This window comes from Haloferax sp. Atlit-48N (assembly GCF_003383015.2).
GTDB lineage: Archaea > Halobacteriota > Halobacteria > Halobacteriales > Haloferacaceae > Haloferax > Haloferax volcanii.
Map to the genome: position 1 here is coordinate 337,659 of NZ_CP137689.1, position 12,936 is coordinate 350,594.

The 12,936-nt window shown below is 65.8% G+C and carries 12 protein-coding genes and 2 tRNA genes; 11 read left to right on the forward strand and 3 right to left on the reverse strand.

Annotation, left to right across the window (positions count from 1 at the left end):
• The first annotated feature begins 9 nt into the window (after positions 1-9).
• Both DEQ67_RS01895 and DEQ67_RS01900 read left to right on the forward strand, forming a co-directional pair.
• On the forward strand, positions 10-345 hold the full coding sequence (locus tag DEQ67_RS01895) for a CrcB family protein (RefSeq protein ID WP_004065342.1): 336 nt from the start codon (positions 10-12) through the stop codon (positions 343-345).
• Positions 342-698 (forward strand): fluoride efflux transporter FluC, encoded by a 357-nt coding sequence (locus tag DEQ67_RS01900; protein ID WP_006600745.1) that lies wholly within the window; start codon positions 342-344, stop codon positions 696-698. Before DEQ67_RS01895 ends, DEQ67_RS01900 begins: the two co-directional genes overlap by 4 nt.
• Positions 699-1,104: 406 nt before the next feature.
• Here DEQ67_RS01900 and DEQ67_RS01905 read toward each other — a convergent pair.
• Together DEQ67_RS01905 and DEQ67_RS01910 are read right to left on the reverse strand one after the other, a co-directional pair.
• Positions 1,105-1,177, reverse strand: a tRNA-Asp gene (locus DEQ67_RS01905).
• Between the two features lie 29 nt (positions 1,178-1,206).
• Positions 1,207-1,279: transfer RNA gene (locus tag DEQ67_RS01910), tRNA-Asp, on the reverse strand.
• Positions 1,280-1,546: 267 nt separating this feature from the next.
• Here DEQ67_RS01910 and DEQ67_RS01915 point away from each other — a divergent pair.
• The 9 genes from DEQ67_RS01915 (at position 1,547) to DEQ67_RS01955 (ending at position 11,999) form a co-directional block, all read left to right on the forward strand.
• Positions 1,547-1,774, forward strand: coding sequence for a DNA-directed RNA polymerase subunit H (locus DEQ67_RS01915; protein WP_004044577.1), 228 nt, complete (start codon positions 1,547-1,549; stop codon positions 1,772-1,774).
• A complete protein-coding gene (locus tag DEQ67_RS01920) occupies positions 1,771-3,336 on the forward strand; it encodes a DNA-directed RNA polymerase subunit B'' (RefSeq protein ID WP_004044576.1) in 1,566 nt (521 codons plus the stop codon). The genes DEQ67_RS01915 and DEQ67_RS01920 overlap by 4 nt, the downstream gene beginning before the upstream one ends.
• Position 3,337: 1 nt before the next feature.
• A complete protein-coding gene (gene rpoB / locus DEQ67_RS01925) occupies positions 3,338-5,167 on the forward strand; it encodes a DNA-directed RNA polymerase subunit B (protein ID WP_004044575.1) in 1,830 nt (609 codons plus the stop codon).
• Between the two features lie 12 nt (positions 5,168-5,179).
• A complete protein-coding gene (locus DEQ67_RS01930) occupies positions 5,180-8,104 on the forward strand; it encodes a DNA-directed RNA polymerase subunit A' (RefSeq protein WP_008577039.1) in 2,925 nt (974 codons plus the stop codon).
• The gene (gene rpoA2, locus DEQ67_RS01935) at positions 8,097-9,356 is read left to right on the forward strand and encodes a DNA-directed RNA polymerase subunit A'' (protein ID WP_004044573.1); all 1,260 of its coding nucleotides are present in this window, start codon (positions 8,097-8,099) and stop codon (positions 9,354-9,356) included. The genes DEQ67_RS01930 and rpoA2 overlap by 8 nt, the downstream gene beginning before the upstream one ends.
• A 2-nt stretch (positions 9,357-9,358) precedes the next feature.
• Entirely contained in the window at positions 9,359-9,778 is a 420-nt protein-coding gene (locus DEQ67_RS01940; protein WP_004044572.1) for a NusA-like transcription termination signal-binding factor, read from the forward strand.
• A 54-nt stretch (positions 9,779-9,832) separates the two neighbouring features.
• A complete protein-coding gene (locus DEQ67_RS01945) occupies positions 9,833-10,726 on the forward strand; it encodes a mechanosensitive ion channel family protein (RefSeq protein WP_115891398.1) in 894 nt (297 codons plus the stop codon).
• Between the two features lie 227 nt (positions 10,727-10,953).
• Positions 10,954-11,382: a 30S ribosomal protein S12 gene (locus DEQ67_RS01950; RefSeq protein WP_004044570.1), complete on the forward strand. Its 429-nt coding sequence runs from the start codon at positions 10,954-10,956 to the stop codon at positions 11,380-11,382.
• Positions 11,383-11,384: 2 nt separating this feature from the next.
• Positions 11,385-11,999: a 30S ribosomal protein S7 gene (locus DEQ67_RS01955; protein ID WP_004044569.1), complete on the forward strand. Its 615-nt coding sequence runs from the start codon at positions 11,385-11,387 to the stop codon at positions 11,997-11,999.
• Positions 12,000-12,106: 107 nt separating this feature from the next.
• On the opposite strand, the gene DEQ67_RS01960 is transcribed toward DEQ67_RS01955, so the two are convergent.
• Positions 12,107-12,862: a DUF5781 family protein gene (locus DEQ67_RS01960; protein ID WP_115860556.1), complete on the reverse strand. Its 756-nt coding sequence runs from the start codon at positions 12,860-12,862 to the stop codon at positions 12,107-12,109.
• Positions 12,863-12,936: the final 74 nt, after the last annotated feature.

Consider the following 12,936-nt stretch of genomic DNA (forward strand, 5'->3'; position numbering starts at 1 on the left):
TACTGCCGTATGGACCGCTCGGAACTGGCGTTGGTCGCCCTCGGCGGGTTCGCCGGCGCGACGCTTCGCTACGCCGTCTCCGTCGCGATTCCCGGCGCGGGCGGCACGCTCGCGGTGAACGTCCTCGGGAGCTTCGCCCTCGGGACGTTCATCACGTCGGTCTCCTCCCGCCGGGCGCAGCTGTTCTTCGGAACCGGGCTGCTCTCGTCGTTCACGACGTACAGCACGTTCGCCGTCCAGACCGCGTCGCTGTCGCCGGTGGGCGGCGCGCTCAACGTCGGCGCGAACTACGCGCTCGGCTTCGCCGCCGCCGCGCTCGGCCTCGCGTTCGGGGGGCGGCGGTGACTCCCTCGCTGCTCTCGGCCGTCCTCGTCGGCGTCGGCGGGATGGGTGGCGCAGTCGCCCGGCACACCGTCGACCAGCGAGTCGTCGGCAAGTGGAGCACCGTCACCGTCAACGTCCTCGGGAGCGTCGCGCTGGGATTCATCGTCACTGCGTCCGTCGGCGACGCGGCCGCGAAGCTCGCCGGAACCGGCTTCTGCGGGGCCTTCACGACCTTTTCGTCGTTTGCGGTCGGCGTCGCGGAACTCGCAGAGGCGGGCGATTACGACACGGCCGCTCGGTACGCCTTCGGAACGTTGGTGGCGGCGTTGGTCGGCGTGGCGATTGGTGGTGTGGTCGGTGGGTTGGTTGGCTGACTGCGGAGCGCGGCGGTAGGTGGGTAATTCGTCGAAACGTACGCCCGAGGCGGGAGTTCACCGAACAGCGTGAGGTGAACTCAGGAACTCCCGTGAGTGAACGACGTGAACGAACGGGTGTGACGGGATTTGAACCTCAGTCGCTCTGCTCGCTATCGCTCGCTTCGCTCCTTGGTTCAAATCCTATCTGCCAACGTTCACAAATGTCACTCGCTGTCGCTTGGCGACGAGACGCCTCGCTGGAGGAGTTGAAATCAGAGAAGCGCCCGAGGCGGGATTTGAACCGTGCCGACGTCGCTCGTTTCTCTCGCTCGTCGTCGGGTTCAATCCCTTTTGGGGTATTCACGAGAATTACGGCCGCGCCGAGACGAGACTCGGCGCTCAGCGAGTAATTCATCGAAAAGTACGCCCGAGGCGGGATTTGAACCCGCGTCACGACCGTGACAGGGTCGTATGATGGGCCACTACACCACCCGGGCTTACTGAAGTGAGTTTGCGGTACGGAGAGCGCCCGAGGCGGGATTTGAACCCGCGTCACGACCGTGACAGGGTCGTATGATGGGCCACTACACCACCCGGGCCCTCCGTCTGCACTCATCCGTAGCCGAGGTTTATAGATAAGACTTACCATCTGGGCTGCCCTTGGCCCGCGGTACCGCGATTCTCGCCCCGAAGACATTTATATCGTGACATCCCATGCCAACGTGTGACGATTCGCGCATCTCCGGTGCGTGACTGCCGATAGCGTCGCCTTTCTTCGACGCAGTTGGCAAGGGTTAAATGGGTGCGTCCCAAAATCAGCCGTAGTATCCCGTGACAGCTTCTTCCAGCACCCAGCAGCACCATACATGGTAGACGTAAGCCAACACAAACTGGTTCCGGAACACACGAAACTCGACGACGAGGCCGTCGAGGACGTGTTACAGGAGTACAACGTCGAGAAGACGAATCTCCCGAAGATCAAGCTGAAGGACCCGGCGCTCCCCGAGGACGCAGAGCCCGGCGACGTCATCAAGATCGTTCGGAACTCTCGAACGACAGACAAAGCAGTCGTATACCGACTGGTGATTGAATGAACCGACAAGCGCGACGCGAGGTCTCTCGCAAGTACTTCTCCGAAGAACGGCTCGCTGAACACCACTTCCGCTCGTTTAACGCGTTCCTCGAACGCGGCATGATGGACGTCGTCGAGGAGAAGGCGACCATCGAAACGGACATCGGCGACAAGGAGGGCGAGGAACCCGTCTACGTCGAGCTCGGTGGCGTCCGCGTGGAGACGCCCCGCGTCCGCGAGGCCGACGGCTCCGAGGAACTGCTCTTCCCGCAGGAAGCGCGCCTGCGTAACATCACCTACTCCGCCCCCGTGTTCATGGAGATGTCCATCGTCCGCGGCGGCGAGGAAGAAGAGGAGGTCGTCGTCGACACCGCGGAGACGAAGGTCGGCCGGATGCCCATCATGGTCGGCTCCTCGAAGTGCAACATCGCGGAGCTCTCCGACGAGGACCTCGTCGAAATCGGCGAGGACCCCGTCGACCCCGGCGGCTACTTCATCGTCAACGGCTCCGAGCGCGTGCTCATGACCTCGGAGGACCTGGCGCCGAACAAGATTCTCGCCGAGTACGACACGAAGTACGGCGACGAGATTCAGGTCGCGAAGACGTTCAGCCAGCGCCGCGGCTACCGCGCGCTCGTGCTCTGTGAACGCAACCGCGAGGGACTCCTCGAAGTGTCGTTCCCGTCCGTCTCCGGGAGCGTCAACTTCGTCACGCTCGTCCGCGCGCTCGGTCTCGAATCGGACGAGGAAATCGTCCACCGCGTCTCCGACGACCCGGAGATTGTGAAGTTCATGCTCGAGAACCTTGAGGAGGCCGAGGTGCAGACCCAAGAGCAGGCCATCGAGGCGCTCGGCAAGCGCGTCGCCGGCGGGCAGGGCAAGAACTACCAGCTTAAGCGCGCCAACTACGTCATCGACCGCTACCTGCTTCCGCACCTCCACGAGGAGGGCGCGGAAGAAGAGGAGGTGCGCATGAACAAGGCGTACTACCTCTGTCGCATGGCCGAGGCGTGTTTCGAACTCGCGCTCCAGCGCCGCGACTCCGACGACAAGGACCACTACGCCAACAAGCGCCTGAAGGTCTCCGGCGACCTCATGAAGGACCTCTTCCGGACGGCGCTCAACAAGCTGGCGCGCGACGTGAAGTACCAGCTCGAACGCGCTAACATGCGAAACCGGAACCTGACGGTCAACACCGTCGTCCGGTCCGACGTGCTCACCGAGCGGCTCGAACACCCCATCGCGACGGGCAACTGGGTCGGCGGCCGCTCCGGCGTCTCCCAGCTCGTCGACCGTACCGACTACATGGGTGTGCTGTCGCACCTTCGCCGCCTTCGCAGTCCGCTGTCGCGGTCGCAGCCGCACTTCGAGGCGCGCGACCTGCACGCGACCCAGTGGGGTCGCATCTGTCCCTCCGAGACCCCCGAGGGACCGAACTGCGGGCTGGTGAAGAACTTCGCGCAGGCGATGGAGCTCTCCCAGAACGTCGAAGACGAACAGTCGCTGAAACGAGAACTCGCGTCGATGGGTGTCGAGGGTATCCCCGGCATCGACAGCGTCGACGCCGCACCCGCGGACGACTAACATGGCTCAGGCACAGCGAGAAGCGAAAGTATACGTCAACGGTAGTCTCGTCGGGACCCACCCGGACCCCAACCAACTCGCGGCACAGATTCGAGAGGCGCGCCGCCGCGGCGACGTGAGCCAGATGGTGAACGTCTCCGTCAAAGAGCGCACCCGCGAAGTCATCATCAACGCCGACGCGGGCCGCGCCCGCCGTCCGCTCATCGTCGTCGAAGACGGCGAGCCGCTCCTCGACGACGACCACGTCGAGGCGCTCGACAACGACGAACTCGACTTCGACGACCTCGTCGAGCGCGGGCTCGTCGAGTTCATCGACGCCGAGGAGGAAGAAGACATCTACGTCGCGGTCGACGAGGACGAACTCAACGAGGACCACACGCACCTCGAAATCGACCCGCAGCTCATCTTCGGCATCGGTGCCGGGATGATTCCGTACCCGGAACACAACGCCTCGCCCCGCATTACGATGGGGGCAGGGATGATGAAGCAGTCGCTGGGGCTGCCCGCGGCGAACTACCGCATCCGCCCGGACACCCGCCAGCACCTCATGCACTACCCGCAGCTCTCGATGGTCAAAACGCAGACCACGGAGCAAATCGGGTTCGACGAGCGACCCGCGGCCCAGAACTTCGTCGTGGCCGTCATGTCCTACGAGGGCTTCAACATCGAGGACGCGCTCGTCATGAACAAGGGCTCCGTCGAACGCGCGCTCGCCCGCTCGCACTTCTTCCGCACCTACGAGGGCGAAGAGCGCCGCTACCCCGGCGGTCAGGAAGACCGCTTCGAGATTCCGTCGCAGGACGTGCGCGGCGCGCGCGGCGAAGACGCGTACTCGCACCTCGACGAGGACGGCCTCGTCAACCCCGAGACGGTCGTCGACGAGAACTCCGTGCTGCTCGGCAAGACCTCGCCGCCGCGGTTCCTCGAAGAACCCGACGACATGGCGGGACTCTCGCCGCAGAAGCGCCGCGAGACCTCCGTCACGATGCGCTCGGGCGAATCCGGCGTCGTGGACACGGTCACGCTCATGGAGGGCGAAGACGGCTCGAAGCTCGCCAAGGTGTCCGTCCGCGACCAGCGCGTTCCGGAACTCGGCGACAAGTTCGCGTCCCGTCACGGACAGAAGGGCGTCGTGGGCCACCTGGCTCCCCAGGAGGACATGCCCTTCACCGCCGACGGCGTCGTTCCCGACCTCGTCCTCAACCCGCACGCCCTGCCGTCGCGCATGACGGTCGGCCACGTGCTGGAGATGCTCGGCGGGAAGGTCGGTGCGCTCGAAGGTCGCCGCGTCGACGGCACCGCCTTCCAGGGCGAAAACGAAGAGGAACTCCGCTCGGCGCTCGAAGAGCGCGGCTTCATGTCCTCCGGCAAGGAGGTCATGTACTCCGGCGTCACCGGCGAGAAGATCGAGGCCGAAATCTTCGTCGGCATCATCTTCTACCACAAGCTGTACCACATGGTGAGCAACAAGCTGCACGCCCGCTCGCGCGGTCCCGTGCAGGTGCTCACCCGCCAGCCGACGGAGGGTCGCGCCCGCGAGGGTGGCCTCCGTCTCGGGGAGATGGAGCGCGACACCGTCATCGGCCACGGGGCCGCGATGGTGCTCCAGGAGCGCCTGCTCGACTCCTCCGACAAGGAGAAGGTCTACATCTCCGCCGACACCGGCATGGTCGCCGTCGAGGACCGCGACCAGCGCCGCATCTACGACCCGGTCACCGGCGACGAGGACAACATCCACGAAATCGAGATCAGCTACGCGTTCAAGCTGCTTCTCGACGAGATGGTCGCGCTCGGCGTCCGCCCGCGAATCGAACTGAAGGACGCGGTCTAACCACTCATGTCAATGCAGACACCCAAAGAAATCGGCAGCATCCAGTTCGGGTTGATGGACCCGGAGACGTACCGAGACATGTCCGCGACGAAGGTCATCACCGCGGACACCTACGACGACGACGGCTACCCAATCGACATGGGTCTCATGGACCCGCGGCTGGGCGTCATCGACCCCGGGCTGCAATGCCGCACCTGCGGCCAGCACTCCGGGTCGTGTAACGGGCACTTCGGCCACATCGAACTGGCCGCGCCCGTCATCCACGTCGGCTTCACGAAGCTCATCCGTCGCCTGCTCCGCTCGACGTGTCGGGAGTGCGGTCGCCTCTCGCTGACGGACGAGGAAGCAGACGAGTACCGCGACAAGCTCGGTCGCACGAAGGAACTCGGCGACGACTGGAGCGACGTGATGAAGTCGGCGGTCCGGCAGGCCCGCAAGGCCAACCGCTGTCCCCACTGCGGCTCGCCGCAGCACGACATCAAACACGAGAAGCCGACGACCTACTACGAGGTCCAGAACGTGCTCGCCGGGGACTACTCCGAGCGCATCGCCGAAGCGATGCAGCCCGACCCCGACGACGAGGACGACGAGGGCGTCGATCCCGTCACCCTCGCCAACGAGACCGGTCTCGACGCCGAGCGCGTCAATCAGGTGCTCGCCGGCGAGTTCCGCCCGGTCGGCGACGACCGCAAGGCGCTCGAAAAGGCGCTCGACCTCGACCTCACCGAGGAGGACATGAACAAGCTGATGCCCTCGGACATCCGCGACTGGTTCGAGGACGTCCCGGACGAGGACCTCGTCACGCTCGGCATCGACCCCGACCGGTCGCGCCCCGAGTGGATGATTCTGACCGTCCTCCCCGTCCCGCCGGTCACGGCGCGTCCCTCCATCACGCTGGACAACGGCCAGCGCTCGGAGGACGACCTGACCCACAAGCTCGTGGACATCATCCGCATCAACCAGCGGTTCATGGAGAACCGCGAGGCGGGTGCGCCGCAGCTGATTATCGAGGACCTGTGGGAACTGCTCCAGTACCACGTCACCACGTTCATCGACAACGAGATTTCGGGCACGCCGCCGGCGCGTCACCGCTCCGGCCGCCCGCTGAAGACGCTCAGCCAGCGCCTGAAGGGCAAGGAGGGTCGCTTCCGCGGCTCCCTGTCCGGGAAGCGCGTCAACTTCTCGGCGCGTACCGTCATCTCGCCGGACCCGACGCTCTCGCTCAACGAGGTCGGCGTCCCGGACCGCGTCGCGTCCGAGATGACCCAGACGATGAACGTCACCGAGCGCAACATCGACGAGGCTCGGCAGTACGTCCGTAACGGCCCCGAGAGCCACCCCGGCGCGAACTACGTCCGCCGCCCGGACGGCCGCCGCCTGAAGGTGACAGAGAAGAACTGCGAGGAACTCGCGGAGAAGGTCGAACTCGGCTGGGAGGTCAACCGCCACCTCGTCGACGGCGACATCGTCATCTTCAACCGACAGCCGTCGCTGCACCGGATGTCCATCATGGCGCACGAAGTCGTCGTGATGCCGTACAAGACGTTCCGCCTGAACACCGTCGTCTGTCCGCCGTACAACGCCGACTTCGACGGCGACGAGATGAACATGCACGCCCTCCAGAACGAGGAGGCCCGTGCCGAGGCGCGCGTTCTCATGCGCGTCCAAGAGCAGATTCTCTCGCCGCGCTTCGGTGAGAACATCATCGGCGCGATTCAGGACCACATTTCGGGCACCTACCTGCTCACCCACGACAACCCCGAGTTCGTCGAGACGCAGGCGCTCGACCTGCTTCGCGCGACGCGCGTGGACACGCTCCCAGAGCCCGCGGGCGAAAACGAGGACGGTCAGCCCTACTGGACCGGCCAGCAGATCTTCTCCGAACTCCTGCCGGACGACCTGAACATGGAGTTCACCTCGAAGGTCGGCGACACGGTCACCATCGAGGACGGCCAGCTCGTGCAGGGCACCATCGACGAGGACGCCGTCGGCGCGTTCGGCGGCGAAATCGTCGACGCCCTCGCCAAGGACTACTCGAAGACGCGCTCGCGCATCTTCATCAACGAGATTGCCTCGCTGGCGATGCGCGCCATCATGCACTTCGGGCTGTCTATCGGTATCGACGACGAGTCCATCCCGGACGAGGCGACGGCGCAGGTCGACGAGGCCATCGACGCCGCCTACGACAAGATTCAGGAGCTCATCGAAATCTACGAGGCGGGCGAGCTCGAATCGCTGCCGGGTCGCTCCGTCGACGAGACGCTGGAGATGAAGATCATGCAGCGCCTCGGCAAGGCGCGCGACTCCGCCGGCGAAATCGCGGAGGACCACTTCGAGGAGGACAACCCCGCGGTCGTGATGTCGAAGTCCGGCGCGCGTGCGTCCATGCTCAACCTGACCCAGATGGCCGGCTGTGTCGGCCAGCAGGCGGTTCGGGGCGAGCGCATCAACCGCGGCTACGAGGGCCGCACCCTGAGCCACTACCAGAAAGGCGACCTCTCGGCCGAGGCCCACGGCTTCGTCGAGAACTCCTACCGCGCCGGCCTCACCCCGCGTGAGTTCTTCTTCCACGCGATGGGTGGTCGCGAAGGGCTGGTCGACACGGCAGTCCGGACCTCGAAGTCCGGGTACTTGCAGCGTCGGCTCATCAACGCGCTGTCCGAGCTCGAAGCGCAGTACGACGGCTCCGTCCGCGACACGTCGGGGACCATCGTCCAGTTCGAGTTCGGTGAGGACGGCACGAGCCCCGTGAAGGTCTCGTCCGACGACGAGACGCCTATCGACGTCGAGAACATCGCCGACCGCATCCTCACCTCGGAGTTCAGCTCCGACGAGGAGAAGGAACGCTTCCTCGGCGAGCGCGCACCGCCGACCAACCTCTCCGAGCACGCTGAACCGCGTGTCGACGCCCGTGCGGGGGTCGAATCCGATGACTGATACCGACGCAACCGCCGACTACGAGTTCGTCGACGACGCCATCGTCGACGTCGTCGAGTCCAAAGAGCTGTCTCGACGCCTGAAGGACCGCATCTACCAGACCATCGAAGAGCGCGAGGGCGTCACCCTCGACCAGGCCGGCGAAATCGCGCAGGCCGTCGAGGCGCGCTACCTCGACACCCGCGTCGACCCGCTCGACCCCGTCGGGACGGTGTCGGCGCAGTCCATCGGTGAGCCGGGGACGCAGATGACGATGAACACGTTCCACTACGCGGGCGTCGCCGAAATCGACGTCACGCAGGGGCTGCCGCGGCTCATCGAGCTGGTGGACGCGCGGAAGACCCCCGACACGCCGATGATGACGGTGTACCTCGAAGACGAGTACGCGAACAACCGCGAACTCGCCCACCAGGTCGTCTGGAACATCGAGTCCACGAAGATTCTGGCGCTCGGCGATATCTCGACGAACGTCGCCGACATGGTCGTGCAGGTCAACCTCAACGACGAGACGCTCCTCGAACGCTGGCCGACGTACGACGACGAGGGCGTCGTCGCGAGCGAGATTGCCGAAACCATCGAGGACGCGCTCGGCATCAAGACCCGCCGCGAGGGGACGCTCATCGAGTTCGGCCCCGAGAGCCCGAGCTACCGCCGGCTCCTCCAACTCGTCGAGGAGCTGCGCGACATCGTGTTCAAGGGCATCGAGGAGGTCTCCCGCGTCGTCATCCGGAAGGAGAACAACGAGGACACCGACGAAGAGGAGTTCGTCCTCTACACCGAGGGCTCGGCGTTCGGCGACGCGCTCGCCATCGAGGGCGTCGACGCCTCCCGCACCACCTCGAACAACATCCACGAGGTGCACAAGCAGCTCGGCATCGAGGCCGCCCGCGAGGCCATCATCGACGAGACGATGAACACGCTGCGCGAGCAGGGTCTCGACGACGTGAACATCCGCCACCTGATGCTCGTCGCGGACATCATGACGAACGACGGGACCATCGAGTCCATCGGCCGTCACGGTATCTCCGGGTCGAAGGACTCCGTCCTCGCCCGCGCCGCGTTCGAGGTCACGGTCAACCACCTGCTCGACGCCGCCATCCACGGCGAGGAAGACGACCTCGACGGCGTCATCGAGAACGTCATCGTCGGCAAGCCGATCGCTATCGGCACCGGCGACGTGGACCTCCGCATGGGTTCGCTCGACGTCGAGGACGCGGACGCCAACGCGGCACCCGAACCGTCCGACGACTGACGATGAAAGTTACGCTGTCGGATACGGCCCGGCGCTTCATCGCCCTCTTCGAGGAGGAGACGGAGGCGACCGCCCACGACTGTCTCGTCTTCGACGACCGGGTCGTCTTCCTCGTCGCCGCGGGCGACATGGCGACGGCCATCGGTCCGGGCGGGCGGACCGTCCAGTCGGTCGAACGCCAACTCGGCCGGACGGTCGAACTGGTCGAGGACGCCGACACGCCCGAGGCGTTCGTCGCGAGCGCGCTCGCGCCGGCGGCCGTCCGACACGTAACGCTCTCGCGGCAGAACGACACCGTCGCGTACGTCGAGGTCGCCGAAGCCGACCGCGGCGTCGCCATCGGCGCGAGCGGGAAGACCATCGACACCGCCCGCGAGTTGGCGCGTCGCCACTACGACATCGACGACATCCAGTTGACGTAACGCGGCGGCCGACTCGACCACACGTTTTTGTCCCCACCGAACGGCGAGCTACGCATGTCGTCGATACGACCGTCGGTCGGGGTCACCGCCGGGCAACTCGACCCGACGCAGTTTGCGGACTACGAGGAGCTCGCGAGCGCGACCGCGGGGTTCGCCGCCGCGGCGGTCGTGGTCTATCTCGTCGGCCGGCTGCTGTTGGTCCCCGGCGTGACGCGACTCGTCAGCGCCCGGAACCGGAACAACCCGACGTTGCAGTCGGCGACGGAGACCTACGCGCACGCCGTCGTCATCGCGCTCGCGACGCTTGCGGGCGTCGTCGGCGCGGGCTACGCCTCGGTGCTGACCGACACCGCGCTCATCGTCGCGGCGCTGACGCTCGTCGTCGGCGTCGCCGGACAGGAGGTCATCGGCGCGCTCATCAGCGGGCTCTTTCTCGTTGCCGACCCGGACTTCAACGTCGGCGACTGGATATCGTGGCCGGGCGGCGAGGGCGTCGTCGAGGCGGTCGACTTCCGGGTCACGCGCGTGCGGACGGTGAACAACGAGACCATCTCCGTGCCGAACACGGAGCTGACGACGAACGCCCTCACCCGCCCGTACGGCCGAGAGCGCTACCGACTCACCGAACGCGTCGATATCGCGTACGCCGACGACGCGGAACTGGCGCTCCGCGAACTCGTCGAGACGGCGCGGGAGGACGACCGCGTGCTGGACGACCCGGAGCCGACCGCGCGCATCGTCGAGTTCGCCGGGAGTTCGGTCGGGCTCCAGACGGAGTTCTGGGTCGGCTCGCCGATGGACGCAAATCTCGTCGATGTTCGCTCGCAGTACCGACGGCGCGTCAAGCGACGGTTCGACGAGGAGGGGCTGACGCTCGGGCCGGCGTCGGGCCGCGAAGTCAGCGGCCGCCTCGACGTGGACCTCGTCGGGGGGCGCGACGGCGAGTGAGCCGCCCGCGAGACCGGAAACCCCCCGGTGTGGCGGTCGTTCGCATGCGTGGGTGAAACGACACCATCTCCGGGCGGTTTAGTCCCTCTTCGACGCGGAGGCGCCGTCGTTCGAATCTACGAAACGACCTCAGATGCCTCCTTAGGGGTCGCTAATCGCTCCTGAAGCCGTCTCGTCGGATTCGAAAAGGGAGGCTTAAGTAGCTCCATCCGGAACTGTTGTTCACTATGGCGAACGGCAAATACGCCGCGCGCAAGCTCAAGCAGGACCGGCAGAAGCGCCGCTGGTCCGACTCTGAGTACGCGCGCCGTGAGCGCGGTCTCGGCAAGAAGTCCGACCCGCTCGAGGGTGCCCCGCAGGGTCGCGGCATCGTCCTCGAGAAGGTCGGTATCGAAGCAAAGCAGCCGAACTCGGCGATTCGGAAATGCGTCCGTGTTCAGCTCATCAAGAACGGAAAGCAGGTCACCGCCTTCTGTCCCGGTGACGGCGCGATTTCGTTCATCGACGAGCACGACGAAGTCACCATCGCCGGTATCGGTGGCGCGAAGGGTCGCGCGATGGGTGACCTTTCGGGTGTCAACTACAAGGTCGAGAAGGTCAACGGCGTCTCGATGATCGAACTCGTCCGCGGGAACGCCGAAAAGCCGGTGCGCTAACCATGTCGGAAAGCGACGCACCCGAACCCGAGTCCCCGGCGAGCAGCGAGGAAGCAAAGGAGAACGCGCTTCTGTTCGGCGTCTGGGACGTCTCCGAGATGGAGTACACCGACCCCAGCATGAGCCGGTACATCAAGGCGACGCCCATCGCCCACACGATGGGTCGTCACGCCTCGAAGCAGTTCCAGAAGTCCGAAATCAGCATCGTCGAGCGGCTCATCAACCGCCTGATGCAGACCGAGGACAACACGGGACACAAGCAGAAGACGAGCAAAATCGTCAAGGACGCGTTCGAAATCGTCAACGAGCGCACCGAGGAGAACCCCGTGCAGGTGCTCATCCGCGCGGTCGAGAACGCCGGTCCCCGCGAGGAGACCGTCCGCCTCAAGTACGGCGGCATCTCGGTCCCGCAGGCCGTCGACGTCGCCCCGCAGCGCCGCGTCGACGAGGCGCTGAAGTTCATCGCGCAGGGCACGCTCAGCGGCTCCTACAAGACGACGACCACCGCCGCCGAGGCGCTCGCACAGCAGCTCATCGGCGCGGCCGACTACGACGTCCAGACGTACGCTATCTCCCAGAAAGAGGAGAAAGAGCGCGTCGCCGAAGCCGCCCGGTAATCTCTCCACTCTCTTTCGTTTTTCACTGCGCCGAGTGGCGACGCCGTACGCCGGCACGCCACGCCCGCGGACCGTTCGCCCGTCCGCTCGCGGTCGGTGCGCGGCGCTCAGTCGGCGGCCACTCCGGGGTTGACGACGTAGCGTTTCACCACGTCGACGAGCGTCCGGCGGTACTCGCTTTTCGAGGGGTCGGCGGCGAGCGTTCGGAACCGCTCTTTGAACGTGTCGAGCGACACCGACGGCGCGTCGTCGGCCGCGGCGTGCGCGAGGTCGTACAGCCGGTGGTCCGACCCGACGAGGTCGTGTCGCTCCACGAGCGCGAGCGCAAACGCGGCGTTCACGGCCGTGATTTCGGGGTCCGACCCGGCGGTGACGAGCCGAGAGCCCGGCCGCCCGGACGCCTGCGGCCGGTCGGCGAGCGCCGCGGCCAATTGCGATTCGAGGAACTGCACGAGTTTGTCCGCGGGCGCGACAGACAGCGTCAGGTCGTCGGCGTAGATGTCCTTGCAGTGGTTGGCAATCTGATAGCAGTGCGCGAGCTTTCGGCGCTCGACGGTCCGGCCCGCGAGCGCGAGAAAGACCGCCTCGCGCGTCGACTGGTAGTGCGAGACGTGGCCTTCCTCGTTTCGGGCCATGTGCGAGAGCTCGTGGAGCGCGAGCTCGCGGGCCATCGCGCTGGTGGCGGCCTGTCGGGAGATGTTGAGGACGTGACGGTCCTGATAGTGGCCGGCCCACGTTCGGGTGTCGGGGTCGTCCCGCACGCGCACGAACACGGGGTACGAAAGCTCGAACTCGGTTTCGAACAGGTCGGCGGCGCTCAAGAACGGGTCTGCCGGTGCGCCCCCGACGACTCGGAGGTCCATTCAAGTTGAGGAATGTTATCAACCAACATGACTCTTGCGCCGAGCGCGGCGACGAGATTCGCGTCCGGCGGACA